The sequence below is a fragment of the Arthrobacter sp. ATA002 genome (assembly GCF_026898095.1).
GTDB lineage: Bacteria > Actinomycetota > Actinomycetes > Actinomycetales > Micrococcaceae > Arthrobacter_B.
The window spans coordinates 3599007-3624989 of the sequence record NZ_CP114015.1; the positions used below are offsets into that span (position 1 = coordinate 3599007).

The following is a 25983-nucleotide window of genomic DNA, read 5'->3' on the forward strand; positions in this document are numbered from 1 at the left end:
TTCAACGTCAGTAAGTCACTATAAGGGAAGATGGCCAAAAGAGACCATTCCGTTATCCGGCGGTGGATACAAACACGTGGGAGGCCACCTCGGGAGGAAGCTCGAGGGCCCCATCGATGCCCGGCACGCGCACCGAGATGTAGCCTGCCACGACCTCTGCGGTGAGCTGGGCGCCGGGGCGCAGCCCCGCCTCGTCCAGCTGGGTCAGCAGCTCCGGTTCCACCTGCACCGGCTCGGCGAGCCGGACCAGCGTCAGCTTCGTTCCGGGCACGGCGGCCGCCACGGCGGCAACAAGATTCGTGACTCCCTGGTGGAACAGTGCGGCAGGCGTGCCGCCAATTTCTTCCAGCCCCGGGATGGGGTTGCCGTACGGAGACTCGGTGGGGTGGTCCAGCAGCTCATACAGCCGCCGTTCAACCCGCTCGCTCATGACGTGTTCCCACCGGCAGGCCTCGTCGTGGACATAGGCCCAGTCCAGGCCGATGACGTCGGCCAGCAGCCGTTCGGCCAGCCGGTGCTTGCGCATTACCTCGGTGGCGCGGCGCCGGCCCAGTTCGGTGAGCTCCAGGTGCCGGTTGCCGGAAACCACGACGAGCCCGTCCCGTTCCATCCGGCCGACCGTTTGGGAAACCGTTGGTCCGGAGTGCCGCAGCCGTTCTGCGATCCGGGCCCGGAGAGCGACAATGTTCTCTTCCTCGAGCTCCAGGATGGTGCGCAGATACATCTCGGTAGTGTCGATGAGGTCCGTCATGACAGGCCGCTCCTATTACTCGTGCGGAAGAAGAGTCGTGCGAAAGATTCAGGAGATCAACAGCGGACGCCGCCGCCGGAGGTCATTATTGCCCCTTACGTTAGCTTATTTGTACAGAGTGCAGATAATCCCGCTTCCCCGCCCGGCAGCCCGCAACCGCCGGTCACGAATGGCTGGCGGAACGGCCCGTGGGGCAGAATGGAAAGGCACATCAGAGCACCCTGCCTACCGCTTGGAGCGATTACCCATGAGCGAAACCGCCTCGCTTAAGATTCCCGCTGAACTGCTTCCACAGGACGGCCGGTTCGGAGCCGGCCCTTCCAAGGTACGTCCGGAGCAGATGGAGGCCCTGGCACGTGCCGGCGCCCACCTGCTGGGCACCTCGCACCGGCAGGCTCCCGTCCGGAACCTCGTGGGGAGCATCCGCGAGGGACTTTCGGCCCTGTTCCGTGCCCCCGAGGGCTATGAGGTCGTGCTCGGCGTCGGCGGATCCACTGCTTTCTGGGATGTGGCCTCGTTTGGCCTGGTGGAGAACAAGGCCCAGCACCTGTCCTTCGGAGAGTTTGGTTCCAAGTTCGCAGCCGCCACCAACAAGGCACCGTTCCTGTCCGGCTCCTCCATTATTAAGGCAGAGCCCGGCACGCGACCCGAGCCGGTGGCCGAGGCCGGCGCCGATATTTATGCCTGGCCCCAGAACGAGACCTCGACCGGCGTCGCCGCCCCGGTGCGCCGCGTGCAGGGGGCCGACGACGGTGCCCTGGTCCTGGTCGACGCCACTTCCGCTGCGGGCGGGCTGTCCGTGGACCTGGCCGAGAGCGACGTCTATTATTTCGCGCCGCAGAAGAACTTCGCCTCCGACGGCGGACTGTGGCTGGGCATGTTCTCCCCGGCCGCCCTTGAACGGGCCGCGCGGATCAATTCCTCGGACCGGTGGATTCCGGACTTCCTGAACCTCCAAACAGCCATCGACAACTCGAAGCTGAACCAGACCTACAACACGCCGTCACTGGCTACTCTGGTGACCCTGAATGCCCAGGTTCAGTGGCTGAATGCGAACGGCGGCCTGGACTTCGCCGCCGCCCGCACGGCGGACTCGGCGGGCAGGATCTACTCCTGGGCCGAGGCCTCTGCGGTGGCCACGCCGTTTGTGACGCGGCCCGAAGACCGGTCCAACGTCATTGCCACCATTGATTTTGACGACAGCATTGATGCCGCGGCCATCGCGAAAACCCTGCGCGCCAACGGCGTGGTGGATGTGGAACCGTACCGCAAACTTGGCCGCAACCAGCTGCGTATTGCCACCTTCGTGGCGATTGAGCCGGACGACGTCAGCGCCCTGCTCCGCTGCATCGACTACGTTATCGAGAATTCCTAGCCGCTACCGAGAACTTCCAGCCGCGCCGCGGTCCGCTCCCTGTGGGCCCGGTCCATGCCTGCAGGACCAGACGGACCCGGACGCTACACAGTGTCCGGGTCCTGCTCCGTTTCGCTGGTGGACAGGTGCAGCCGCCGGGGACGGGTACGGTCGTAGGAGATGCGCAGGTGATGGGACCGCCAGGCCCAGATGAATCCCAGGACGGCGGTGATGATCCCTGACGCAGCAGCGACGCCCAGACTCCAGCGCGGGCCGAAGCTGTTGGAAACCCAGCCCACCAGCGGGGCGCCCAGCGGCGTGCCGCCCATAAAGATGGCGAAGTACAGCGCCATCACCCGTCCGCGCATCACGGGGGTGGTTGTCGTCTGGACATAGGCGTTGGCGCTGGTCATCAGGGTCAGGGCGAACAATCCCACCGGAACCAGGGAGAGAGCAAACCACAGCAGGGTCGGAGCGGCAGCGGCCACCAGGCAGGAAACACCGAAGGCGCCGGCGGCTCCGAAAATGAAACGCAGCCGGGGTTTGTCCCGCCGTGCGGAAAGCAGCGCTCCCGCCACGGAACCCACCGCCATCACCGAGTTCAGCAGGCCAAAGACTCCGGCGTCCTGCCCGAACTCGGTGCGGGCCATCGCAGCAATGTACACCGCGAAGTTCAGCCCGAACGTCCCGACAATAAAAACGGCCAGCATCACCATCATCAGATCCGGCCGGCGGCGGACGTACCGCAGCCCCGCGCGGATGCGTCCCTTGCCGGGGGCAGCCTTGGGCAGGACCCGCAGCTCGCTGCTGCGCATCTTGAGCAGGGCCAGCACCATCGCGGCGAAGGTGAACGTATTGATCAGGAAAACCCAGCCCGGGCCCACCGCGACAGTAAGCAGGCCGGCCGCGGCGGGGCCCACCAGGCGTGCGCCGTTGAAGGACGCGCTGTTCAGTGCGACGGCGTTGGGCAGGTCGGTTTCTCCGACGACTTCCGATACGAAGCTTTGCCGGGCCGGCGCGTCCACCGCTGACACCACACCAAGTGCCAGCGCGAAGGCATATACGTGCCAGAGCTGCGCCTCGCCGGACAGCACCAGCACGCCCAGGCCCAGGCCCAGCGCGGCCATGGCGACCTGGGTGAAAAGCAGCACCTTGCGGCGGTTGTAGGTGTCTGCGATCAGGCCCGCCCACGGAGCCAGCAGCAGCTGCGGGCCAAGCTGCAGCGCCATGACGATTCCCATCGCCGCGGCATCCTGGTTAGTGAGGATGTCATACACCAGCCAGTCCTGGGCGGTCCGCTGCATCCAGGTGCCGATATTGGACACCAGGGCACCCAGAAACCAAATGCGGTAGTTGAAGAGCCTAAGCGAACGGAACACAGGTTACCGCCGACCTGTGAAACACTGACTATCCCCTGCCCCCGGCACTGTCCTAGTCCTCCGGCGTTCCGTCCCCGTGCGTTGCTGTTCCGCCGTCGCCGGCATCGCCGCCGGAGCTCCCTCCGCCGGCGGCCCCGGCCAGTGCGTCCGCCCGTTCCTGTGCCTCGGCGGCTTCCTCCGCTGCAACGTCTTCGGGCCGCACCCGCTCGGACCACGGCACCCACTCCGGAGCCATAACAGCGTTCTCCGAGGGCAACAGCCCCACTTCACAGACTGTTGCCACTTTGCCGCGCGGCACGCGCGCGACCGTGGCATACCACTGCCATCCGTTGTAGCCGGGCCGGAGCGCTTCAAATCGGTGCGTGACCAGGCGTTCCGCGTCGGCGGCAGCCCCCGCGTAAGGACCAATCTGGTCCGCCGGAACCACTTCGAGCAGTCCGGCCCGCGCCGTTTCCACGGCCGCAGCCAGTACGGCATCCGGTTTGGACGGACGGCGCGGTGCCCGGCGGGGGGCCTTGGCAGCGGGCGCGCCGGAGGGGGTCCCGCCGGCGGATCCGGATTCAGCCGGTGACGGGTGCCCCGCAGCAGTGTCGGAAGATGATGTTGCGCTCATGGTCATGCAGCAACTCCGCCTTATACGTCCAGGTCGTCGGCAACGGCACGCAGGACGGCCGCCACCTTGGTGGCATGTTTCTTGTCGGGATAGCGGCCCTTGCGCAGGCCGTTCGAGACTGCATCCAGCAGTTTAATCAGGTCTTCGGTAATGACGGCCATGTCGTCGGCGCTCTTGCGGGTGGCCCGCGCCACCGACGGGGGGGCCTCCAGGATCCGGGCAGAGAGGGCCTGCGGTCCCCGGCGTCCGTCGGCCACGCCGAACTCCATCCGGGTTCCCGGCTTCACCTCAGTGACACCGGCGGGAAGGGCCGAGGCGTGCAGGAATACTTCCTGCCCCTCGTCCGTGGCCAGAAACCCAAAACCTTTACCAGTGTCGAACCACTTGACCTTGCCGATGGGCACTTCGGTTACCTCGTTCTTAGCTGTTGAGTGCGGCAGCAGGAGCTGCCGCAGTGTTCTGCCACCCGCGGCACCTGCCGTGTGCCGGAAAGCAGGGCCCCGGTGCTCCCGGAGACACCAGGCTGTTCCGGACACTCCGGGCCATTCCAGATACTACGGCAGTGATACTACGGGGAAGTCTCTTCCCTTTAGAATATCCCGCCCGGGTATTCCTTCCCCGTGCCGGGCCTTTGGGCCGGGCCGTTTCCGCTGTTAGCGTTAAGCGCCATGGACACCCGCACATCTTCCGCCGGCCGAACGCCGCACCGAACGGCACCCGAGGGGCCGCGGTGGCGCCGGATCCTCACCGGGACTGCTGCCCTGCTTGCAGTCGTCGGGTTGCTGTGCCTTGCCGCGGTGGTCCTGTCCGGCCTCCGCTCGGAGAGCATCTGGCCCGGCTTTGCCGCTGGCGCCTTCTACCTGCTGCCGGTGGCGTTCCTCCTGATGGCAGGCCTAATAATTGACGGAATCCGCCGCAGGCGACGCGGCTGATCAGTCCGTTTTGGTGCCCCGTCGGGTAACGTGGAGACGATGTCCGCGATCCGAGCTTTAGCCGAAGATCTAGCTGCACGCAGCGATGACCAGCTGCGTGAATTGCTTGCGGCCAGACCGGACCTGATCCTGCCCCCGGTGCCCGATTTCCAGGCCCTCGCGGCACGGGCCTCCACCCGGATCAGCGTCCAGCGCGTACTGGAAAAACTCACCTCCCCGGAACTTCAGGTCCTGGAAGCGGTCGACCTGACCACCAACGAGGATTCCCACCTCAGCACCACTGCATCATGGCTGAAGAGCGCCATTGCCGGTTCGACCATCAAAGCGCTGGATTCCATCCTCAACCACCTGCATGCCCTGGCCCTGCTGCGCCGGGCCACGCCGCACCCCGGCGCGCCGAAGGCCGATGCGAGCCGGCGGTTCTACCTTCCGGTCGCTGTTCTGGGCGAGGCGCTGGGAGCATATCCGGCCGGTTTGGGCCGCCCGTATTCCACCCTCGCCGTCCAGCAGCCCGAATTCGGCCAGCGGCTGGTCGGGATCGTGGAAGGGCTGCGCCGGACCGGTATCGCCATGGAACGGGCCGATACCCCCGTGACGGCAGCGCATTCCCTGCACCATCTGGTGTCGGATCCGGCCGGGTGGGCCGCGCTAATGGCCGATGCCCCGCCCCAGACGCTGGACCTGCTGCGCCGCTTCAAGTACTCCCCCGTCGGGGCCATTCCCAAGAAGGCCGCCATGGGCCGGGCCGTACTGGATAATCCGTCCCCCACCCCGGTGGAGTGGCTGATGGCCCGCGGCCTGCTTGTCCCCCTGGATGCGCTGCACGTCGAACTTCCGCGGCCGGTGGGGCAGGCCTCCCGCGGTCACGTGATCGTTTCCGATTTCAAACTCCAGCCGCCGGCGCCGGTGACGCGAAGAGTGCCGGACAGCGTCCGCGACAACGCGGCTTTTGGAGCAGTGGCGGAAACCCTCCGCCTGGTGACGGAGCTGCTGGCCGCGGCTAAATCCACACCCATCAGCACGCTCAGGTCCGGCGGAGTCGGCGTAAGGGAAGTGCGGCGGGTTTCGGAAGTCCTGCGCATCGATGCTCCCGCCACGGCGTGGCTGCTGGAACTTGCCGCCCTGTCCGGCTTGCTGTCACTGGACGTGACCACGTCCCGCTGGTGCGCCACCGAAGGGACCTGGCTGACCCTGGACCGGCATGAGCAGTGGAAGCAGCTGGCCCGGGCCTGGCTGGACGCCGACCGGGCGCCGTCGCTCGTCGGCAGCCCGCTTCCGGGCGGCGGAGCGGTTAATGCGCTGGGCGCCGAAGCGTCCCGTCCCGATGCGCCCCTGGTCAGGCAGCGGGCACTGGGAATGCTCGCACAGCTGGCTGCGGAAGACGCGGGCGAAAGCGGCACTACCGGAGCTTTGGACACGGAGGCGCTCGTCAGCTCCCTGACCTGGCACCAGCCCCGGCTCCAGCGGAGGTTCGCGCGTCTGGTTCCGGGCATCCTGAAAGAAGCAGCCCAGCTGGGCCTGCTCGGTTCAGGTGCGTTGACCGATCTGGGGGCCGCCGTCGCTGCCGGGGACTGGGACGGCGCCGCGCAGCGCCTGCGCGATGCCCTGCCGGAGCCGCTGAACGCCTTCCTGCTGCAGGCCGACCTGACCGCCGTTGCTCCGGGATATCTGGAACCGGGGGTTGCGCGGCGTCTGGCGTCCATTTCCGACGCCGAGGGCCAGGGCCCGGCGGCCATTTACCGGTTCTCCGCGGCCTCCGTCCGCAGGGCGCTGGACAGCGGACAGGATGCCGCCGGCATCCTCGAATTCCTGCACCGGCACTCCGCCACGGAAGTTCCCCAGCCGCTGAAGTACCTTGTGGAGGACACCGCGGCCCGGTATGGACGGCTCCGGGTGGGGGCAGCGGCGTCCTACCTGCGCAGCGACGACGAAGAAGGTTTGTCCGGTTTGCTTGCCGACCCGCGCACCGCGTCCCTGGGCCTGGTGCGTCTGTCGCCCACCGTCGTCGGCTCCGTGGCCAGTGCCCAGGAGCTCTCCTATGCCCTGCGCGAGCTTGGCTATTCCCCGCGCTGGAAGGCCGTGCCCGCCCGGTGGCCGGTTCGCACGCGCACCCCGTAACGGTGGCGCCGTCGTCCAAGACCCGCCTGAACCCCTGGGAACTGACCGACGACGACGTCGCGAACCAGCTGGCGGCGCTGAGGGGTGAAGGTCCGCCGGTGGCCGGCCGCGCCGAGAGCCAGCCGCTGGTCGGCCTGGAGATCCTGCGCGAGGCCATCCGCACCCGCAGCTCGGTCCGAATGGGTGTGGTCGACGGCCAGGGGAATCAGCGACAGGAAATTTTCGTTCCCTTATCAGTCACCGACGGGCGGGTGCGGGTCTTCGATCCGCGCCGGGAGGTGGAACGAGTGGTGTCGGTGCACCGAATTATGGACGTGGAAATAGTGGAGGATACCCCGGCACATGGCTAACGGACCGTTGATTGTCCAAAGTGATAAGACCATTTTGCTGGAGGTGGACCATGAGCAGGCCACCGAGGCCCGGCATGCCATCGCGGCTTTCGCCGAGCTGGAGCGTGCCCCGGAGCACATCCACAGCTACCGGCTGACTCCGCTGGGACTGTGGAACGCCCGGGCCGCAGGGCTCGACGCCGAGCAGGTACTGAATACGCTGCTGAATTACTCCCGCTTTCCGGTGCCGCACTCGCTGCTGGTGGACATTGAGGAAACGATGTCCCGCTACGGAAGGCTGCGCCTGGAAAAGGACCCGCAGCACGGTCTTGTGCTGCGCACCAACGATTACCCGGTGTTGGAGGAAGTCCTCCATGCCAAGAAAATCCAGCCCCTGCTGGGCCCGCGGATCGACGGCGAAACCGTAGTGGTGCAGTCCGCCATGCGGGGCCAGCTCAAGCAGCTGCTGCTGAAGCTCGGCTGGCCGGCGGAGGACCTGGCCGGCTACATTGACGGCACGCCGCATCCGATCCTGCTCAACGAGGACGGCTGGAGCCTGCGCCCGTACCAGAAGCTGGCCACGGAGAACTTCTGGGCCGGCGGCTCCGGCGTCGTCGTCCTGCCCTGCGGTGCGGGCAAGACCCTGGTGGGCGCGGCCGCCATGGCCACCAGCTCCACCACCACCCTGATCCTCGTCACGAACACCGTCTCGGCCCGGCAGTGGAAGGATGAGCTGCTTCGGCGCACCTCCCTGACCGAGGACGAAATTGGCGAATACTCCGGCGCCGTGAAGGAAGTCCGGCCGGTCACCATCGCCACCTACCAGGTGCTGACGCTCAAGCGGGGCGGCCTGTATCCGCATATGGAACTGCTGGATGCGAACAACTGGGGGCTGATCATCTACGACGAGGTGCATCTGCTGCCCGCGCCGATCTTCCGGATGACCGCTGACCTGCAGGCCCGGCGCAGGCTGGGGTTGACCGCCACTCTGGTGCGCGAAGACGGCCGCGAGGGCGAGGTCTTCTCGCTGATTGGCCCCAAGCGCTACGACGCCCCGTGGAAGGATATTGAGGCGCAGGGCTACATTGCTCCGGCCGAGTGCATCGAGGTCCGGGTGGATCTGCCCCGGGATGAGCGGGTGGCCTATGCCATGGCAGAAGACGGGGACAAATACCGGCTGTGTTCGACGTCGGAGACCAAGACCGGCGTCGTCGAACAGCTGGTGCGCCGCCACACCGGCGAGCAGACCCTGGTGATCGGGCAGTACCTGGACCAGTTGGATGAACTGGCCGAACGCCTGGACGCACCGGTCATCAAGGGCGACACTCCGGTGAAGGAACGCCAGCGGCTCTTCGGGGAATTCCGGGAGGGCAGGCTGAACACCCTGGTGGTGTCCAAGGTTGCCAACTTCTCCATCGACCTGCCCGAGGCTTCCGTGGCCATCCAGGTCTCCGGTTCCTTCGGCTCCCGCCAGGAGGAAGCCCAGCGGCTGGGCCGGCTGCTGCGCCCCAAGGCGGACGGCAGGGCCGCCCACTTCTACACCGTGGTGGCCCGGGACACCCTGGACCAGGACTTCGCTGCCAAGCGGCAGCGGTTCCTCGCAGAGCAGGGCTACGCCTATTCCATCCTCGATGCCACTGACATTGAAAAGCCGGTGTAGCAGGGCTTGAACGGAGGTCCGGCACCATGGAAGCTTTGTGGATTCATCCGGCCTACCTACAGACAACGCCCAGCTAAATGTAAGAAAGTGGGATAGTGAATAAATCTTCCGGACCCGAAGCCCGTCTCCTTGTAGTGGACGATGAGCCCAATATTCGCGAACTCCTTTCCACGTCCCTGCGCTTTGCAGGGTTCGACGTCGTGGCTGCCGCCAACGGCCGCGAGGCACTTGCCGCCGTCGACTCCCACAACCCGGATCTGGCGGTCCTGGACGTGATGCTGCCGGACATGGACGGTTTCACCCTCACCCGCCGCCTGCGCGCTGCCGGGCAGCACTTCCCCGTGGTCTTCCTGACCGCGCGCGACGACACCGAGGACAAGGTCACGGGACTGACCGTCGGCGGCGACGACTACGTCACCAAACCCTTCAGCCTCGACGAGGTGGTCGCCCGGATCCGCGCCGTGCTCCGCCGCACCCAGCCGCTGGAAGATGACGACGCCGTCATCCGCGTTGACGACCTGGAGCTCGACGACGACGCCCACGAGGTGCGCCGCGGCGGCGTCACCATTGATCTGTCCCCCACCGAGTTCAAGCTGCTGCGCTACCTGATGCTGAACCCGAACCGCGTGCTGTCCAAGGCACAGATCCTGGACCACGTCTGGGAATACGACTTCAACGGGGACGCCTCCATTGTGGAGTCCTACATTTCCTACCTGCGCCGCAAGATCGACCGCAGCCCGGATGCTCCCGCGCTGATCCAGACCAAGCGCGGCGTGGGCTACCTGCTGCGCACGTCGGAGAAGCGATAACCCTTGCTCCGCCGCTGGAAATCAGCTTCCTCCGCACCCAGCTCGTGGCCATCATGGCCGTCCTCATGGTGATCACCGTGACGATTACCGGGCTGGCCACGATCTACGTGCTGCGGCAGATCCTGGTGTCCCGCCTCGATGTGGAAATTTCAGAGAACGCTCCCGCTGTTGCCCGCTACCTGGTCTCCGACGGGCCGGCGGCCGACAGCACGTTGTTCCAGTTCTACGGACTTTATCTGGCCGACGACGGCACTCACGGGCCGGAGACGCACTCCGACCCCCGGGATGATACCCCGGCGATTCCCGAATACACGGCCGAAGAGGTGCGCGAGCTGGGCCAGCAGGGACGGGACATCCCGGGCACCATGCCGGGCAGCAAGGGCTGGCGGGTGAAGGTGTTTGCGCTGGAGAGCACCGGTGCGGTGGCCGTGGCGCTGCCCCTGGGTTCCGTCGCCGCCACGGTCGATGAGGCCGCGTCGCTGGTCTTTTCGGTGGGCCTGCTGGGAACCCTGGGGGCCACGGGCATTGCCTATTGGGCCGTGACCCGCCAGTTCCGGCCGCTGAGCCAGGTGGAAAAGACTGCTGCCGCGATTGCTGCCGGTGACCTGTCCCGGCGCGTGGACGTCGGCAATCCCGCCACCGAGATTGGCCGCCTCTCCCGGTCGCTGAATGCCATGCTGGCCCACATCGAGACGGCGTTCGCGGCCCGGACCAAGTCGGAGCAGAAAATGCGCCGCTTCGTCCAGGACGCGTCCCACGAACTGCGGACCCCGCTGGTTACGATCCGTGGTTTCTCCGAGCTCTACCGCCATGGAGCGCTGCAGAAACCCGACGAGATTGCCGCGGCGATGGGCCGCATCGAGAGTGAAGCCAAACGGATGGGCCAGCTGGTCGAGGACCTGCTCACGCTGGCGCGCGTGGATGAACAGCGGCCGCTGGAATACGGGCCCGTGGACTTGATGCTGCTGGGCAACGATGCTGCCATGGACGCCCGCGCCAGTGCCCCCGGACGCGAGATCCGCGTCGTTGGGCTGGACGGACAGCAGCCCCGGCCGGCGCCGACCGTCGGCGACGAGGCCCGGCTGCGGCAGGTGGTGGCGAACCTGATGACCAACGCCCTGCGCTACACGCCCGACGGGTCCCCCATAGAGGTTGCCGTGGGCGTGGCACCGGTGATTCACAACCGGTCGGACGCCGTGCTGGAAATCCGCGACCACGGCCCGGGCATTTCCGAGGAAGACGCGGCGCGGGTCTTTGAACGGTTCTACCGTGCAGATTCGTCGCGGTACCGCGAAACCGGCGGCACGGGCCTGGGGCTGGCCATTGTCGCGGCGCTGGTGGCCCAGCACGACGGCACTGTCCGCCTGTCGGAAACTGAGGGCGGCGGCGCGACCATGTCCATCCGGCTGCCGTACCGTGCCCCGGAGGGCCTGGACAAGGCCTCCGAAGCCTGAGGACACTCCCGGGGCCCTTTTCCTGTCCTCCACAGGATCCTCCGGGAACGCTTTGCCGGGACGTTATCCACCGGTGATGCACGCCCGACCGCACGAGCGTGCGGGCGCCCTAGCGTGGGAGGCTCATTCACCTTTCGAAGGGAGATACCACCATGGCAATTGTCTCAGTGGACAGCGAGGCCCTGGATGCCAAAAGCGCCGAAGTCCGTGGCACCATCGACCGGCTGCAGTCCGACATCAACCGGATGCAGTCCGGGCTGCAGGCCCTCAGCGAGTCCTGGCAGGGACAGGCATCGGCGAACTTCCAGTCCCTGATCGCGGAATGGCGCAGCACGCAGGCCAAGGTGGAAGAATCACTGGCGAGCATCAACCAGGCGCTGGGATATGCCTCCGTGCAGTACGCCGAAACCGAGGCAGCCAACGTCGCCCTGTTCCGGCACTGATCCCTGTTTCTGCACTGGTCCCTGTTTCTGCACTGGTCCCTGTTTCTGCACTGATTCCTGATCCGGCGCTGATCCCTGATCCGGCACCGATCCGCAGTCCGGGTTATTCCGCCGGGCCGGAGTTATTCCGCCGGGCCGCTGGAACGGCGTAACGGGGCTCAGTGCACAAAAGCGGCCTAAAGCACAAAAGCGCGGCACCCGTGGGTGCCGCGCTTTTGTGTTGACATTGGAGAGTCGTTTAGCCGGGGCCCGGGGAAACCCGGGCACCCTGGCCGGAGGCTGCTAGAAGCCGCCCATACCGCCCATGCCGCCCATGTCGTCGCCGCCGGGCATAGCCGGTGCTGCCTTTTCGGGCTTGTCGGCAACTACTGCTTCGGTGGTCAGGAACAGACCGGCGATGGAGGCCGCGTTCTGCAGAGCAGAGCGGGTCACCTTTACCGGGTCGTTGACGCCGGCAGCCAGCAGGTCCTCGTATTCGCCGGTTGCAGCGTTCAGGCCGAAGCCTTCGGACAGGCCGCGGACCTTGTCCACCACCACGCCCGGCTCCATGCCGGCGTTGAAGGCGATCTGCTTCAGCGGAGCGTCAATGGCAACGCGGACGATGTTCGCACCGGTTGCTTCGTCACCCTCAAGGGACAGGTTCGCGAAGGCCTTCAGCCCGGCCTGGATGAGGGCAACGCCGCCACCGGCGACAATGCCTTCTTCGACCGCAGCCTTGGCGTTGCGGACAGCGTCCTCAATGCGGTGCTTGCGCTCCTTCAGCTCAACCTCGGTGGCTGCGCCGGCCTTGATGACTGCAACGCCGCCGGCCAGCTTGGCCAGGCGCTCCTGCAGCTTCTCGCGGTCGTAGTCGGAGTCGGAATTCTCGATCTCGGCACGGATCTGGTTGACGCGGCCCGCGATTTCCTCGGGGTCGCCGGCGCCCTCCACGATCGTGGTTTCGTCCTTCGTGACAACAACCTTGCGGGCCTTGCCCAGCAGCTCAAGCGTGGCGTTTTCCAGCTTCAGGCCAACTTCCTCGGCAATGACCTGGCCACCGGTGAGGATGGCGATGTCTGCCAGCTGGGCCTTGCGGCGGTCGCCGAAGCCCGGAGCCTTGACGGCAACGGACTTGAAGGTGCCGCGGATCTTGTTGACCACCAGGGTTGCCAGGGCTTCGCCCTCAACGTCTTCGGCGATGATCAGCAGCGGCTTGCCGGACTGCATGACCTTCTCCAGAACGGCAACGAGGTCCTTCACGTTGGAGATCTTGGAGTTCACGATCAGGATGTACGGATCTTCAAGAACCGTTTCCTGGCGCTCGGCATCGGTGACGAAGTAACCGGAGATGTAGCCCTTATCGAAGCGCATACCTTCCGTGAGCTCAAGCTCCAGGCCGAAGGTGTTGGACTCCTCGACGGTGATAACGCCTTCCTTGCCGACCTTGTCCAGCGCTTCGGCAATCAGGTCGCCGATCTGCTGGTCGCCGGCGGAAATGGAAGCCGTGGCAGCAATCTGCTCCTTGGTTTCGATTTCCTTCGCCGAGGACAGCAGCTCGGCCGTGACGGCCTCGACAGCCTTCTCGATGCCGCGCTTGAGGCTCAGCGGATCAGCGCCGGCAGCAACGTTGCGCAGGCCTTCCTTGACCAGGGCCTGGGCCAGGACAGTTGCCGTGGTGGTACCGTCACCGGCAACATCGTCCGTCTTCTTGGCAACTTCCTTGACCAGCTCGGCGCCGATCTTTTCGTAGGGATCGTCGAGCTCGATCTCCTTGGCGATGGAAACGCCGTCGTTGGTGATTGTGGGGGCGCCCCACTTCTTTTCAAGGACCACGTTGCGGCCGCGCGGGCCCAGGGTTACCTTCACGGCGTCGGCGAGGATGTTCAGTCCGCGCTCGAGGCCGCGGCGTGCCTCTTCGTCAAATGCAATGATCTTGGCCATAACGGCTTTCGTCCTTCCGGAACAGTCATGCTGGGTGCTTAGATTTTGCATTCCAGACTGCGGTGCCCGCGACGGACGGGCCATGCGGGGGCGATCTCTTTACGCATCCGCAGACCCTCACCTCAGTGGCTTGCTGTTTCACTCAACGCCGACCGCATTTAGCAGTCATACGGCAAGAGTGCTAACTCAATAATTAGCACTCCTCCACACTGAGTGCAAGCGATCACGGCACTGCGCCGCCCCGGTCACAACATCATCACGGCGGTGCGGCGCTCCGGGAGGCATGTCCCGGCATGCCAAACGGCGGCACCCCGCCGGGGCTGCCGCCGTTTGCCGGTCGTGCGGGCGGAAAACCGCAGCTATACGGTGCGCACTTCCTCCGCCTGCGGGCCCTTCTGTCCCTCGCCGATTTCAAACTCCACCCGCTGGCCCTCTTCGAGGGTGCGGTACCCCGAAGCCTGGATGGCGGACCAGTGCACGAAAACATCCGTTTGGGCCTCGTCCAGCGTGATGAACCCGTAGCCTTTTTCCCCGTTGAACCATTTGACGATCCCCTGCGCCATGTGCGTTTCTCCAACCTTGTCTCGCTCGTGCGTTCCGCCAGGATGGTCGTGGCGCAACGGACCGGCGCACAGGCGGCCCGGGTGCGGCCGGTGAGGGCCGGTCCCGGGCCGGCGTCGCACGGCTGGCACTCACTTTAGCCAGCGGGATACCGCCTGCACTTGCCGTGCCTGGATCGTTATGGAGTTTTTACGTACGGGCAGTATCCGCGGCGGTTACTGGAACCCGGGGCCGGGCACTACCGTCACCAAGCTGAACTCCGGCGATTCGGCGAGCGTGGGGATGCCCAGGGTCCGTGACAGCTCCTGGGCGTTCGGCAGCTGATCGGCGCCGTTGTAGAAAATCATTGAGGTTTGAAGCGGCGCCCCACCCCAGTTGGCGACCTGCGCAGTAGCCCATCCGTCGGTTGCGATGCGCGCGGAGATGCTGGCTCCGAGGCCTCCAATGCCGCTCGCATTCAGCACCACCACCGGCTGGCTCCGGTCCACCACGGCTTCGGGGGTGGGCGCCGGCGTGTCACTCGGCTCGGGGCTGGCGGAGGGTTCCGGTTCCTCGGCGGAAGGTTCCGGCGCCGCTGTTTCTTCCGCGGCGGGCCCGGTTTCAGTGGGCTCCGGTGACGGGTCTCCGGCGGGCAGGGACGAGTCTGATGCAGGTGCGGGCCCGGCGCCGTCCTGTCCGATGCCCAGCCGGGGCAGGACGAAGAAGGCCGCGAGTCCGAGGATCAGGGCCAGCACGCCAACCGTAATGATCAGGCCGAGGCCGGTGGACCGGGATGGAATCAGCCGTTCACGGTGAACGCCCTGGCGCGACGACGTCTCGGGAACCTTGTCAAACTCATCCCGGGGGTATTTGCTCATGGTGGGGTATCAGTCCTTGGTCTCAGGTGGCGCCGGTTAGACGTCAGAGCCTGAACGACGGGCGGTGCGCGCGCGCTGACGGGTTGTACGTAGTCTACGCAGTCTCTTGACCAGCATCGGATCGTGGGCCAGGGCTTCCTCGGTGTCGATCAGGGCGTTCAGCACTTGGTAATAGCGGGTCGCGGACATACCGAACAGCTCCCGAATGGCCTGTTCCTTCGCCCCGGAATACTTCCACCAGGCCCGCTCCAGCGCGAGCATCTGCTGTTCCTGCTCCCCGAGCGGACTGTCGGGGTCAACCGTGCCGTCCAATGAAAAGGCTTCGGTTGTTTCGGCCACAGGATGCTCCCAGATCGGTTGTCGGTTTCCCTTTCCATGGTAGTTGGCGAATAACAGGCTTGTCATTCGCGGTGCCTTTCCTGGAGTGGGCAGCCGCCGGCCGCGGGTTTCGCACCCATCCATGGCTGACAGGCGAACTCCCCCTCAAGACAGTTTTCGGGCTATCGTCTATAGCTATGTTTGCGAAGTTCGGACTACGGACCGTGACCGCACTGCTGGCAGCGGTGCTGGCCCTTGCCGGGGCATCGTGTTCAAATTTTCCAGCGGATCCGGAGGGAACCCTGGAGCGGGTCACGGACGGCACCCTCCGGGTGGGCGTATCGCATTCTCCGCCCGCCACCAACATCAAGGGCGCCGAACCCACGGGGCCGGAAACCGATCTGGTGCGGGATTTCGCCGCGTCACTGGACGCCGGTGTCGAGTGGTTAGAGGGCGGCGAGGAATACCTCATGGAAGCCCTGAAGCAGGGAGATCTGGACCTGGTGATCGGCGGGTTGACAGAGTCCACGCCGTGGACGGACAAAGCCGCACTGACGGCCCCCTATGCCGAGAGCACCAACCGCTGGGGGCAAACCCGGAAACACGTTCTGGCAGTGCGGATGGGCGAAAATGCCTTCCTCACCACGCTCGAAGAATTCCTTGCCGGCAGGAAGCCCGTGCAGTGAGCGTGCAGCAGGGACGGACGGAACTGCCCCGCCGGCAATCCGAGGCGCTGCACCGGGCTGTGCGGCTGGAATGGATCACCATCGCCTTCCTTGCCGTCACTGTGACGGCCGTATTCCTGGTGATGGGGAACTCGCAGGCCATGCGCGCCGCCTGGATCGAGGACCTGCTCTCCTTCATTCCGCCGCTCGCCTTCCTGCTCGCTGTCCGTCTGGTGGCCCGCCCGCCCAGCGCCCGTTACCCGTACGGCTACCACCGGTCGATCGGTGTTGCCCACCTCGTGGCGGCCGTGGCTCTGACCGCCATGGGCTCCTTCCTCATCTACGAGTCCGTGACGGGGCTGCTGAAGGGCGAGCATCCCCCGATCGGCTCAGTGGAGATCGGAGGCACCCACATCTGGCTGGGCTGGCTCATGATGGCGGTAATGGCAGTAACCACCATCCCTCCGGTGATTGTGGGCCGGATCAAAATCCGGCTCGCGCGGCAGCTGCACAATAAAGTCCTGTACGCAGACGCTGACATGAACAAAGCCGACTGGATGACGGCAGTGGGATCCATCGTCGGTGTCGCAGGAATCGGGCTTGGATTCTGGTGGGCCGATTCGGCCGCTGCCCTCTTTATCGCAGCGGGTATTCTCCGCGACGGCCTGCGTAATATGCGCGGGGCGGTCACCGACCTGGTCGACACAACGGCAACCACCTTCGACGACGCTGACCCGCACCCGCTGGCCGGGGAAATTGGGGACTACCTGCGCCGGCTGCCGTGGGTGGAGTCCGCCGGAGTGCGGATCCGGGATCAGGGCCAGGTTTTCCACGTCGAGGCCTTTGTGGTGCCCGTCAGCGGCACTGTCCTGTCACTGTCCAAGCTGGCGGATGCCCGTGCGGGCTGCGCCGGCATCGATTGGAAGCTTGCCGACACCGTGGTGATCCCCGTGGAGACCCTGCCGGAGGAAGTTGGCGGGCGCAGCGGCGTGCACCAGTCGGGCGGGGAGGAATGACGAGCCGTGCCGCCGGCCCTAGGCTGGAAAGGTGAGCTCCAATGATCCAACCCTTTTTCGCTGCCCCCTGACGCCGGTGTGTCCGGGTCCGGCAGAGCCGCCGCAGCGGAGCCCTTTCCTTTGCGGCTCCGGCGCCGCTGGCTGATGTCATGGCGCCGGACTGGGCCAGGGCCCTGGCACCTGCCGCCCCGGAACTGCACCGGCTTGCCGGCGTCCTGGACGGGGAACGCCGCGCAGGCGCTGCGGTGCTTCCCGCCCCGGCCAACATTCTCCGGGCGTTTTCCCGCCCGCTTGCCGGGGTTAAAGTCCTGCTGATCGGCCAGGACCCCTATCCGACTCCCGGCCATGCCGTGGGCCTGTCGTTTTCGGTGGACCGCGGCGTCCGCCGCTGCCGCGGAGCCTGACCAACATCTACAAGGAACTGCAGGCCGACCTGGACATCCCGCCGAGCCCGCACGGCGATCTCAGCGCCTGGGCCGACCAGGAGTGCTGCTGCTGAACCGGGTCCTCACCGTCCGCGCCGGCAGCGCCGGATCGCACCGCAGGCGCGGCTGGGAGCAAATCACCGAACTGGCCGTCCGCGCCGTCGCCGCCCGCCGCTCCCCGACGGCAGCCGGGCCCCTCTGGTGGCAGTTCTCTGGGGCAACGACGCGCGGTCCATCGTGCCGCTGCTGGACGGAATTCCCCGCATTGAGTCAGCCCATCCAAGCCCGCTCTCGGCGTCCCGCGGGTTCTTCGGGTCCCGCCCGTTCAGCCGCACCAATGAGCTGCTGCTGGAACAGGGGGCACAGCCGGTGGACTGGCGGCTGGACGCGATACGGTAGGAGAAACCCTGATCGAGGAGACCGACCCGTGCCTGACCCCTCCGTGCCCGCCGCGAAGCCCGCGCAGGATCCGCCCCGCCGGGCCCGTCCGCTGCTGACCCTGCAGGTCCTGCGGCGGGAACAGCTCACTGAGCACATGGTCCGCATCATCGCGGGCGGCCCGAACTTTGACAGTTTCACCGCCAACGGCTGCGCCGATGCCTACTGCAAAATCTGGTTCGGTCCGGATGGCAAGCCCTTGGACGGAACATCCGACCTTGAAACGCTCCGCAGCTCCTATCCGCGTGAAGAATGGCCGGTCTCGCGCACCTACACCATCCGGAGCGTCGACCCTGCCGCGCGGGAACTGGCCATCGACTTCGTGGTGCACGGCGACGAAGGCCTGGCCGGGCCGTGGGCTGCGCAGGCCACCGCCGGCGAGGCGCTGACGTTCTCCGGGCCCGGCGGAGCGTTCCATCCGGACCCCGACGCCGGCTGGTACCTTTTCGCTGCCGACGAATCCGCCCTGCCCGCGACGGCAGCCGTGCTCGAAGCGCTGCCGGCCGACGCCGTCGGGCAGGTGTTCCTGGAAGTGGGCAGCCCCCGGGACCGCCAGCCGCTCACGGCCCCGGAAGGGGTCACTGTCTCCTGGTTGTACCGCGGGGAGACGCCGGCCGGGAACACGGGCATCCTGGCCGCCGCCGTTGCGGCTGCACCCTGGCCCGGCAGCGACGTGCAGGTTTTTGCGCACGGTGAGCGTGAAGCCATGAAAGCCCTGCGGGATATTCTCTTTGGCGCCCGCGGCCTGGATCGCCGGCAGGTGTCCCTCTCCGGATACTGGGCTGCCGGACGCACCGAAGATGCGTTCCAGGCAGAAAAAAGACCCCGGTCGGCAAGATCCTCTAGATCCTGCGTTCCGGGGCCTTTCCGCCGCCGCTACCGGACTGCTGCCGGCTGTTACCGGCGGCGGTTCCGCCGGTCGTTGCCCGACAGGTTGCGCGTCAGCGGCCGCGCAAGGTTGTCACCGAGCACCACGCCGCCGGCGATCGCCAGGATGACCGTGAGCGCGTTGAAGATCCCGACGGCGCCGATGGTCACGTCATCGGTGCCGATGCTCAGCCCGTACATGGCACGGAAGATGCTCAGGCCCGGGAACAGGAAGAGCACGGCAGGGACCGCGACGATAAGCTGCGGAGCTCCCAGACGCAGGGCGACCATCCGTGCCACCATGCCGATAAAGATGGCAGCCACGGCCGGCGTGAGCCGCGGGCCGACACCCACCGTTTCGGCCAGCTGGAACACCAGGAACCCCGCGGCTCCGGTCAGCACCGTCGGCAGAACCAGGTTCACGGGAGACTGTTCCACTACGCAGATGGTGCCCAGCGCCAGAACGAGCAGCAGCATGGTCACCGCAAACGGATACTGGGACCCGGTCACGTTGGTCACGTCCAGCCGCGGCATGCCCAGCAGGGCTCCCACGACGAGCGCGACGGCGATGCCCGCGACCAGCGCACCGAAGGTCAGGAACGCCGACAGGAAACGGCCGGAGGCGGTAACCGGGAATCCGTTGATCGCATCCTGCACTGCTGAGACCAGCCGCCCGGTTGGCAGGAGCAGCAGGATCCCGCCGGCAACAACGATGCCCGGCGAGATCGGCACCTCGAAGGACCAGAAGAGCATCGCGATGGCGGTGACCAGGAAGCCGCTCGCCGCGGTGCTGAAAAAGTCCGGCACCCGCCAGCGGCCCAGGAGCCGCTGCAGCAGGTTGACCAGGACGGTGCTGAGGAACGCCACGAGCGATGCCAGCGGCCCGCCGCCGATGAAGCCCACGATCGCGGCGGCAAACACGCCCGTGGACACGGTCACCGCCCAGCGGGGAAACGGCTTTGGCTGATGGGTGATCTCGTTGAGCCGGTTGGAGGCTTCGGCCCGGGAGATTCCGCCGTCGATGATGTCCGTCACCAGCTGGTGGACCAGCCCCAAACCCGCATAGTTGTTGGTCCAGGAGCGGACTACCCGCATCACCGTGATGGGCGTCTGGTCTTTGGGTGAATAGTTCAGCAGCACCGACTGGTTGGTGATGTCCACCTCGATGCTCTCCAGTCCGAAGGCTGCGGTGACGGCAATGATGGCCGTCTCGACTTCCAGGGCACCTGCACCGTAACGGAACATGGTCTCAGCCAGGCTTAGGGCCAGATCCAGGGTCTTCCGCGCGGAGGCGTCCGGGCCCGCGGTGCGCACCAGGGGGTTTGCGTACGGGGAACCGGCCAGCCGCTCCACAATGGACATGGCCTGGGTGGGGGGCGTTTCTCCTGCACCAGCCGGCGCAGCATCCGCCGGGCGGCGGCGGAGGACCGGTCCTGCTGCCGTACAGTGCTGGATCCGGTGCCGTGCTGCCCCGGCGTCGTTTTGCGGGACCGCGGCTTCCGCGGCGGCTGGCCGCTGCCTCCGGGTTGCGGGGACTTGCCGCCGCCGAACCCGCCGGCGGGGATCCGGATGCGCCCGGTCCCCGTGCCGCCCGCTGTACCCTTGACCGGCGTCTGAATCACCGAGGTGGTGGGTGGCGGTGGTTTGGGCCTGGTGCTCCGCAGGCCGAAACCACCCGGCCCCGTGGGCAGGCCCGGAGAGGCTGCCGGGGCGGAACCCCGGGGTGCTTTGCCGGGAGCGGCGGGACGCCGCACTTTCGCTCCTGCCGGCGCCGCCTTGCCGGCCTCCGGCGCCGCGGGCTGCTGACCGGCCGGCTGCTTTCCGCTGGTCCCGCCGGGACGCTTGATCACCGGTATGGGCCCCACCATTGGTTCGGGGTTCTGTGCAGGCTTTTGGCGGTCTGCATCGGACGTGTTTTCCAAAGGACTCACCCTTTCGCCTCTGCGAGCCTGAATCCTGTTCAGGCTCTTGCTGTTAGTAGAACGGCTGCTGGTGGCGGCGCCAGTAGATCTGCCGCGCGACGCGTTCGCCGGCCGTGTTCCAAATCTTGTACCGCACCGGACTCAGCACCAGGTCATAGCAGCCCACGAAATCCGTCACGGTCTTGGAGAAGCTGGTCTTGAACAGGCCCAGCCCGTGGTGGGGGTGCTCCTTGTTTTTCAGCTGGTCACTGGGCGGCGTTCCGCAGAAGTCATACTGCTCGATGCCGAAGTCTTCCTTCAGCTCGGAAATCGCGGTCCACTGGACCAGGTGCGAATCACCGTACTGGCTGCGGCGGGGTTTGGAGCCGCCGTCCTTGTAGGTGCCCTTCTTTCCGTAGGCGATGACGAACGCACCCACCGTGGGCTCGCCGTCTTCGAAGGCGAAGTAGAACCGGCCCTGGCCGGCTTTCACGAAGTTGGACCAGAAACGGTGGTAGTACTCATAGGAACGCATCCGTGCCGCGGAGCGGTCCTCGATGTGGCTCATCAGCTTGTACATGGTGCGCATGTTCTCGTCGGTGGGTTCCACCCGGCGCACGTCGGCGCCTTCACGGATTGCCCGGCGGACGGCATTGCGTCCGCGCGACGAGATGTTCTTCAGGACCTGCTCGATGTCAGGGGAGGTGTCCAGCAGCGCAGTGGAGTCGTTGGGCTGCAGGTTGAAGGTCTTGACCAGGCCGGCGCCTTCGAACAGGGCCCGCACCTGGGGGCTGTCGACGATGTCCGGCTCCACCTTGACGGCGAACACGTTCCGCTTGGACTCCTTGATGAACCGGCGCAGCGCGTCAAGGACCTCGGGCACGTCGGAAGGATCGGCAACATCGGGACCCTTAATGAGGTACCAGAGGCTCCCCAGCCCCGGGAGTTTCTTTTCGATGGCCAGGTTGTATGTTGTGTAGCCCCTGCCGGTGAACACCAGATACAGGGGATTCCACCCGTGGTGGGACTTGACCTCCGCATAGGAAGCCGACTGCAGCACGTTTCCGCCGCCCGGGTTGGACTGCACCAGGCTGTCCCATTTCTCTTTTTCGTCGGCGGTGGCCAGGCGTGCACTAAAGTCTCGCAAAATACCTCAACTAATCGCTTGATCGCTGATCGCTTGCACCATCTGCTGCTGATCCAAACCGGGCCCCGGAAAATGGGCCGGGGACCGCCCTCAAGTCTATCCGCAGGGATGATCCCACAATGAAATCCCGGAGCTGCACGACACTGTGATTCGGCACCGAAAACACGCAGCTAGACTAGATGCAAATACATGAACTTTGATACGACAGGGAGCACCATGGGACAGCGGCTGGAACTCGGCTTGGACACCTTCGGCGACGTCACCTCCGATCCCGGAGGCGAGCGGCTGCCGCAGCATCAGGTGCTGCGCAACGTCGTGGCCGAAGCCGTGCTGGCAGACTCGGTGGGCATCGACTTCATTGGCATCGGGGAACACCACCGGGAGGATTTCGCGGTGTCCGCACCGGATGTTGTCCTCGCCGCCATCGCCGGACAAACCAGCCGGATCCGGCTGGGATCCGCGGTCACCGTGCTGAGCTCCGATGACCCGATCCGGGTCTTCCAGCGCTTTTCCACACTGGATGCGGTCTCCAACGGGCGTGCCGAAGTGATCCTGGGCCGTGGATCCTTTACCGAGTCCTTTCCGCTGTTTGGGCTGGACCTGGCACAGTACGAGGAGCTTTTCGAGGAAAAGCTGCAGTTGTTCGCCGAGCTGCGCCGGGAAACCCCGGTGACGTGGAACGGCAGCACCAGGGCCCCGCTGCAGAACCAGCGGGTGTATCCGCCCACTGCCGGCGGCGCGCTGCCGGCATGGATTGCTGTTGGCGGCACACCCCAGTCCGTGGTCCGGGCCGCCCATTACGGCCTGCCGCTCATGCTGGCGATCATCGGCGGCGAACCGGCACGCTTTGCTCCGTTCGTGGATCTGTACAAGCGGGCACTGGCGCAGTTCGGCCGCCCGGTGCTTCCGGTGGGCGCACACTCCCCCGGGTATATTGCCGCCACCGATGAACAGGCCCTTGAGGAAGCGTGGCCGCACTTTGAACGGATGCAGAACCGGATTGGCCGCGAGCGCGGGTGGAACCCCACCACCCACAGCGACTACCTCGCCTCAGCCGGCCCGGCCGGAGCCCTGTTTATCGGCTCGCCCGAGACCGTGGCCACCAAAATCGTCCGCGTGGCCCGGGAGCTGGAGCTGAGCCGCTTCGACCTCAAGTACAGCCTGGGTACACTGCCGCACGAGCTGCTGATGAACTGCATCCGCCTCTACGGCACCGAGGTGGCGCCGCTGGTGCGCGAACAGCTGGCGTAGTCCGCCGGGTGCCAGGCCGACGCCTCTCAGGCCGACGCCGGAAGGAACCAGCGGGTGCGCGGTTCCGTCTCGGTCAGCGCCGCGGCCTTATCGATCAGCTTCCGGTCTTCGCCGGTGATGCGTTCCTGTTCCTGGCGCAGGTACTCCCGCCAGGTTGCGACGTCGTAAATCTCCCGGAACTGCCGGGAGTCCGTCACCGAGTGGACCAGCTCCCAGTCCCGCGCCCCGGTGCGCATCCTGGCCAGGCGCACCTCATGCATGAGCTGAACGAACTCGGCAGCCTTGTCGGGAGCGAGCTCATAGGCGACAAGGACGGTGACCGGTCCCGCGTTTGGTGAAGGTTCCTGCTCGCTCTCGAGTCCCAGGTCCGCTTCGGCGACGCTCCGGTCCACCCGTCCGGTGCGCGGCAGCAGCGGCAGGACGGCGACGCTCAGCCCTGCGGCTGCCAACAGGATTCCCGCTGCCGCCAGCACCGGGGCGTATCCGAAGGCAGTTGCGAGGGACCCCCACAGGACGGCGCCGAGGGCCTGGGAGCCGGTGGTCACCATCAGGTACACCGAGAGTCCGCGGGCCCGCACCCATTCGGGCAGCGTGAGCTGGATGGCGCTGTTGAGGATGGAGAAGGTGGCGATCCAGGAGATGCCGGCGAAAACCAGCAGGAGAGCCAGCAGGGAAGCCGGCAGAAACCCGGCGGCCAGCGTTGCCGCACCGAAGACGCCGGCCGCCAGCCCCAGCATCAGGTTGTCGTGGATCCGGTCCTTAACCCTGGGCAGCAGGACCACTCCGATGACGGCGCCGGCCCCGAGCGCGCCCAGCAGCAGTCCGTAACCGGTGGAGCCGAGGCGGAGGTGGCCGTTGACGGCCACGGGAAGCAGCGCATACAGTGCGCTCCCGGGGGCCATGAACAGGGCCGTCCGGAGCAGGATGCGCCGGATGCGCGGTGCCGCCCGGATATAGCGCATGCCGGCGGCAAGGGCCTCACCCATCCGCTCAGGGTCGTCCGGACCCGGAGGCGCCCGCCAGATATAGACGGCCACCGCGGTGCCCACAAAGGACACCGCGTTCAGGCCGAAGACGAAGGCCGGTCCGAAGAGGGATACGAGGCCTCCGGCGAGGGCCGGGCCCACCGCCCGCGCGCCGTTGACCGCCATGCTGCTCAGGGCTGACGCTGCCCGGATTTCCTCCCAGGGAACCAGGTCAGGGTTGATGGCCTGCCACGCCGGCTGTGCCAGGGCCACTCCGCAGCCGATCAGGAAGGTGTACAGCAGCAGGGAGTCCGGGTCCAGCAGGCCCACTGCGGCAATAACAGTCAGGACGGCGGCGGCCCCGGCGGCAAAGAGGTTGGCCCCGAGGATCAGCCTCCGCCGGTTGAAGGCATCCGCGAGGAACCCGGCGATAAGGCCCAGTAAAAGGGATGGCATCAGGTTTGCGGTCTGCACCAGCGACACGAGGGCGGGGTTGGAACTGTTCTCCACCAGGAACCACTGGGCGCCCACCGTCTGCATCCAGGTGCCGATGCTGGATCCCAGGTTGGCAAGCCACAGGATCAGGAACATTCGGCGGCGCAGCGGTGCCCAGGGAGATACCGGGTCCATCTGGAGTACCTCCGTCCGGCCGGAGCTGCGCCTCGCCTAACCCCCTCAAAAGCGTACGGGGGACGTACCGGGCGGTAAAGGGTCCGGGAGCGCAGCGCCTCAGACCACGCGCGGGAATCCTGCCCAGGCCTTGCGGAACCGTTTGCGTGCCGCTGTCCCGCGCTCTTCCTCCAGCGCATGCAGCCTGCCGTACGTAAATCCGTTGTGGCCGGCTCCGGCAGCGGCAGCCCCCCACCGGCGCAGGTACTCCCGGCTGACCACACTGTCCTGGTGCTCACCGAGGATCTTCTGGATGTGTTCAGCACCGGCAATCAGCTCGGCGGATCCTTCGGCCCGCACCGGCTGTGCCACCTCGGCCGCGTAGCGCAGGCGTTTGGCGTCCTTGCGGGCCTCATGCAGGAACTCGGACCGGAGCTCCTCACCGCCGGCATCCCGCGCGTTACGCACCTGCCGGTGCAGGCGCTTACGGTCCCGCTTGAGCAGCCGGGCTGCCATTTTTGCGGCCGGCGCATCCGCTTCCGGCATGAAGCCGGGCTTGGCCACCAAAGTCTCCAGCCGCTCCAGCAGGCGCAAGTAACGGGCGCCGTCGAGCACAGCCAGCACGGACGCATGCGCAGACCGGTAATCGCCAAGCAACTCCTCGTCGATGTGCTGCTGCACGGGCCCCAGCACCAGTTCCGCCGGCTGGCCGGCCATCAGGGCATGCAGGCGCGAGCGCATCACCTGCGCGTCCCGGGCCGTGCCGAGTATCCCCGCCAGCCATTTAAGTTCACTGCGCATTTCGCCGGCGGGACCGGCTGCCAGCACCCTGCGGTAACTGGCCAGTGCCGAACGCATCCGCCGGGTGCTGACACGCATCTTATGCACGCCGTCCGGCTCGTTGGCCCGGACCCGCGGGTCCTCGGCAAGCAGGGTGAGCAGCTGCCCGTGCAGGTAGGACTGCAGCAGGAGGCCGGCCGGCCCGTCCGGTTCGGGTGCTGCGGGCGGATCCGCGGCGATGCGCACGGCGATCTGCGCAGCGGCTGCGGCTGCGGAAGTCACGGTTGGAGGTGCTGCGGAAGCAGCGGCTGCCGAGCCCTCCGGAGCCGCCGGAGGGCTGGTCGTCTTGCCGGAACGGGGCGCATGCTCCCGGATTTCCGGCTCCTGAGCGGTAGGCATGGCTGCAGTATATGACCGCGCA

At 66.5% G+C, this 25983-nt stretch carries 23 protein-coding genes and 2 pseudogenes; 13 read left to right on the forward strand and 12 right to left on the reverse strand.

Annotated features, from left to right (window positions below; all coding sequences use genetic code 11):
• Positions 1-52: 52 nt before the first annotated feature.
• Entirely contained in the window at positions 53-751 is a 699-nt protein-coding gene (locus OL239_RS17710) for a metal-dependent transcriptional regulator (protein WP_268909995.1), read from the reverse strand.
• A gap of 247 nt (positions 752-998) precedes the next feature.
• Between OL239_RS17710 and serC the strand changes: the two genes are divergently transcribed.
• Positions 999-2126, forward strand: a complete 1128-nt coding sequence (gene serC, locus OL239_RS17715) for a phosphoserine transaminase (protein WP_268909996.1) — start codon at positions 999-1001, stop codon at positions 2124-2126.
• Positions 2127-2209: 83 nt separating this feature from the next.
• Here serC and OL239_RS17720 read toward each other — a convergent pair whose 3' ends face one another.
• Genes OL239_RS17720 through OL239_RS17730 form a run of 3 tightly spaced genes read right to left on the reverse strand, consistent with a single transcriptional unit; the run spans position 2210 to position 4501 of the window.
• The gene (locus OL239_RS17720; RefSeq protein WP_268909997.1) at positions 2210-3484 is read right to left on the reverse strand and encodes an MFS transporter; all 1275 of its coding nucleotides are present in this window, start codon (positions 3482-3484) and stop codon (positions 2210-2212) included.
• A 52-nt stretch (positions 3485-3536) separates the two neighbouring features.
• On the reverse strand, positions 3537-4103 hold the full coding sequence (locus tag OL239_RS17725) for a DUF3027 domain-containing protein (protein ID WP_268909998.1): 567 nt from the start codon (positions 4101-4103) through the stop codon (positions 3537-3539).
• 14 nt (positions 4104-4117) lie between these two features.
• On the reverse strand, positions 4118-4501 hold the full coding sequence (locus tag OL239_RS17730; RefSeq protein ID WP_210231717.1) for a cold-shock protein: 384 nt from the start codon (positions 4499-4501) through the stop codon (positions 4118-4120).
• A gap of 264 nt (positions 4502-4765) precedes the next feature.
• On the opposite strand from OL239_RS17730, the gene OL239_RS17735 reads away from it, so the two are divergent.
• From OL239_RS17735 to OL239_RS17760, 7 genes are all read left to right on the forward strand, one after another.
• Positions 4766-5029: a hypothetical protein gene (locus OL239_RS17735; RefSeq protein WP_268909999.1), complete on the forward strand. Its 264-nt coding sequence runs from the start codon at positions 4766-4768 to the stop codon at positions 5027-5029.
• Between the two features lie 39 nt (positions 5030-5068).
• Positions 5069-7147, forward strand: a complete 2079-nt coding sequence (locus OL239_RS17740) for a helicase-associated domain-containing protein (protein WP_329609288.1) — start codon at positions 5069-5071, stop codon at positions 7145-7147.
• A complete protein-coding gene (locus tag OL239_RS19810) occupies positions 7120-7497 on the forward strand; it encodes a hypothetical protein (RefSeq protein ID WP_329609289.1) in 378 nt (125 codons plus the stop codon). The genes OL239_RS17740 and OL239_RS19810 overlap by 28 nt, the downstream gene beginning before the upstream one ends.
• The gene (locus OL239_RS17745; protein WP_268910000.1) at positions 7490-9136 is read left to right on the forward strand and encodes a DNA repair helicase XPB; all 1647 of its coding nucleotides are present in this window, start codon (positions 7490-7492) and stop codon (positions 9134-9136) included. The genes OL239_RS19810 and OL239_RS17745 overlap by 8 nt, the downstream gene beginning before the upstream one ends.
• 95 nt (positions 9137-9231) lie before the next feature.
• A complete protein-coding gene (locus OL239_RS17750; protein ID WP_268910001.1) occupies positions 9232-9945 on the forward strand; it encodes a response regulator transcription factor in 714 nt (237 codons plus the stop codon).
• Between the two features lie 53 nt (positions 9946-9998).
• Entirely contained in the window at positions 9999-11399 is a 1401-nt protein-coding gene (locus tag OL239_RS17755) for a sensor histidine kinase (RefSeq protein WP_268911813.1), read from the forward strand.
• Between the two features lie 152 nt (positions 11400-11551).
• The gene (locus OL239_RS17760; protein ID WP_268910002.1) at positions 11552-11842 is read left to right on the forward strand and encodes a WXG100 family type VII secretion target; all 291 of its coding nucleotides are present in this window, start codon (positions 11552-11554) and stop codon (positions 11840-11842) included.
• A gap of 282 nt (positions 11843-12124) precedes the next feature.
• On the opposite strand, the gene groL is transcribed toward OL239_RS17760, so the two are convergent.
• The 4 genes from groL to OL239_RS17780 all read right to left on the reverse strand — a co-directional run bounded on the left by groL (position 12125) and on the right by OL239_RS17780 (position 15585).
• On the reverse strand, positions 12125-13762 hold the full coding sequence (gene groL, locus OL239_RS17765; RefSeq protein WP_268910003.1) for a chaperonin GroEL: 1638 nt from the start codon (positions 13760-13762) through the stop codon (positions 12125-12127).
• A 359-nt stretch (positions 13763-14121) separates the two neighbouring features.
• The gene (locus OL239_RS17770; protein ID WP_268910004.1) at positions 14122-14325 is read right to left on the reverse strand and encodes a cold-shock protein; all 204 of its coding nucleotides are present in this window, start codon (positions 14323-14325) and stop codon (positions 14122-14124) included.
• 213 nt (positions 14326-14538) lie between these two features.
• On the reverse strand, positions 14539-15180 hold the full coding sequence (locus OL239_RS17775; RefSeq protein ID WP_268910005.1) for a LytR C-terminal domain-containing protein: 642 nt from the start codon (positions 15178-15180) through the stop codon (positions 14539-14541).
• Positions 15181-15216: 36 nt separating this feature from the next.
• Positions 15217-15585 (reverse strand): DUF3263 domain-containing protein, encoded by a 369-nt coding sequence (locus OL239_RS17780; RefSeq protein ID WP_268910006.1) that lies wholly within the window; start codon positions 15583-15585, stop codon positions 15217-15219.
• 137 nt (positions 15586-15722) lie between these two features.
• On the opposite strand from OL239_RS17780, the gene OL239_RS17785 reads away from it, so the two are divergent.
• The 4 genes and pseudogenes from OL239_RS17785 to OL239_RS17800 all read left to right on the forward strand — a co-directional run bounded on the left by OL239_RS17785 (position 15723) and on the right by OL239_RS17800 (position 18888).
• A complete protein-coding gene (locus tag OL239_RS17785) occupies positions 15723-16184 on the forward strand; it encodes a transporter substrate-binding domain-containing protein (protein ID WP_268910007.1) in 462 nt (153 codons plus the stop codon).
• Positions 16181-17179, forward strand: a complete 999-nt coding sequence (locus OL239_RS17790; RefSeq protein WP_268910008.1) for a cation diffusion facilitator family transporter — start codon at positions 16181-16183, stop codon at positions 17177-17179. The genes OL239_RS17785 and OL239_RS17790 overlap by 4 nt, the downstream gene beginning before the upstream one ends.
• Before the next feature lie 149 nt (positions 17180-17328).
• Positions 17329-18003 (forward strand): annotated as a pseudogene (locus tag OL239_RS17795) (uracil-DNA glycosylase).
• 43 nt (positions 18004-18046) lie between these two features.
• A pseudogene (locus tag OL239_RS17800) lies at positions 18047-18888 on the forward strand (siderophore-interacting protein).
• A gap of 51 nt (positions 18889-18939) precedes the next feature.
• On the opposite strand, the gene OL239_RS17805 reads toward OL239_RS17800, so the two are convergent.
• Positions 18940-20271, reverse strand: coding sequence for a threonine/serine ThrE exporter family protein (locus tag OL239_RS17805; RefSeq protein ID WP_329609290.1), 1332 nt, complete (start codon positions 20269-20271; stop codon positions 18940-18942).
• A gap of 612 nt (positions 20272-20883) precedes the next feature.
• Positions 20884-21957: a lipid II:glycine glycyltransferase FemX gene (locus OL239_RS17810; RefSeq protein WP_268910009.1), complete on the reverse strand. Its 1074-nt coding sequence runs from the start codon at positions 21955-21957 to the stop codon at positions 20884-20886.
• Positions 21958-22173: 216 nt separating this feature from the next.
• Here OL239_RS17810 and OL239_RS17815 point away from each other — a divergent pair, with 216 nt between their 5' ends.
• Complete coding sequence (locus OL239_RS17815; RefSeq protein ID WP_268911814.1) at positions 22174-23208, forward strand: LLM class flavin-dependent oxidoreductase; 1035 nt, start codon at positions 22174-22176, stop codon at positions 23206-23208.
• 26 nt (positions 23209-23234) lie between these two features.
• On the opposite strand, the gene OL239_RS17820 is transcribed toward OL239_RS17815, so the two are convergent.
• Together OL239_RS17820 and OL239_RS17825 are read right to left on the reverse strand one after the other, a co-directional pair.
• Positions 23235-24803 (reverse strand): MFS transporter, encoded by a 1569-nt coding sequence (locus tag OL239_RS17820; RefSeq protein ID WP_268910010.1) that lies wholly within the window; start codon positions 24801-24803, stop codon positions 23235-23237.
• A 99-nt stretch (positions 24804-24902) separates the two neighbouring features.
• Entirely contained in the window at positions 24903-25961 is a 1059-nt protein-coding gene (locus tag OL239_RS17825) for a CHAD domain-containing protein (protein WP_268910011.1), read from the reverse strand.
• Positions 25962-25983: the final 22 nt, after the last annotated feature.

What these genes read in the sequence shown, in the direction of transcription:
- groL (WP_268910003.1), bottom strand. Translation starts at nt 13,762, where the DNA reads ATGGCCAAGATCATTGCATTTGACGAAGAGGCACGCCGCGGCCTCGAG.
- OL239_RS17755 (WP_268911813.1), top strand. Translation starts at nt 9,999, where the DNA reads ATGGCCGTCCTCATGGTGATCACCGTGACGATTACCGGGCTGGCCACG.
- OL239_RS17725 (WP_268909998.1), bottom strand. Translation starts at nt 4,103, where the DNA reads ATGACCATGAGCGCAACATCATCTTCCGACACTGCTGCGGGGCACCCG.
- OL239_RS17805 (WP_329609290.1), bottom strand. Translation starts at nt 20,271, where the DNA reads ATGTCCATTGTGGAGCGGCTGGCCGGTTCCCCGTACGCAAACCCCCTG.
- serC (WP_268909996.1), top strand. Translation starts at nt 999, where the DNA reads ATGAGCGAAACCGCCTCGCTTAAGATTCCCGCTGAACTGCTTCCACAG.
- OL239_RS17710 (WP_268909995.1), bottom strand. Translation starts at nt 751, where the DNA reads ATGACGGACCTCATCGACACTACCGAGATGTATCTGCGCACCATCCTG.
- OL239_RS17775 (WP_268910005.1), bottom strand. Translation starts at nt 15,180, where the DNA reads ATGAGCAAATACCCCCGGGATGAGTTTGACAAGGTTCCCGAGACGTCG.
- OL239_RS17735 (WP_268909999.1), top strand. Translation starts at nt 4,766, where the DNA reads ATGGACACCCGCACATCTTCCGCCGGCCGAACGCCGCACCGAACGGCA.
- OL239_RS17825 (WP_268910011.1), bottom strand. Translation starts at nt 25,961, where the DNA reads ATGCCTACCGCTCAGGAGCCGGAAATCCGGGAGCATGCGCCCCGTTCC.
- OL239_RS17740 (WP_329609288.1), top strand. Translation starts at nt 5,069, where the DNA reads ATGTCCGCGATCCGAGCTTTAGCCGAAGATCTAGCTGCACGCAGCGAT.
- OL239_RS17815 (WP_268911814.1), top strand. Translation starts at nt 22,174, where the DNA reads ATGGGACAGCGGCTGGAACTCGGCTTGGACACCTTCGGCGACGTCACC.
- OL239_RS17770 (WP_268910004.1), bottom strand. Translation starts at nt 14,325, where the DNA reads ATGGCGCAGGGGATCGTCAAATGGTTCAACGGGGAAAAAGGCTACGGG.
- OL239_RS17780 (WP_268910006.1), bottom strand. Translation starts at nt 15,585, where the DNA reads ATGACAAGCCTGTTATTCGCCAACTACCATGGAAAGGGAAACCGACAA.
- OL239_RS17745 (WP_268910000.1), top strand. Translation starts at nt 7,490, where the DNA reads ATGGCTAACGGACCGTTGATTGTCCAAAGTGATAAGACCATTTTGCTG.
- OL239_RS17760 (WP_268910002.1), top strand. Translation starts at nt 11,552, where the DNA reads ATGGCAATTGTCTCAGTGGACAGCGAGGCCCTGGATGCCAAAAGCGCC.
- OL239_RS17820 (WP_268910010.1), bottom strand. Translation starts at nt 24,803, where the DNA reads ATGGACCCGGTATCTCCCTGGGCACCGCTGCGCCGCCGAATGTTCCTG.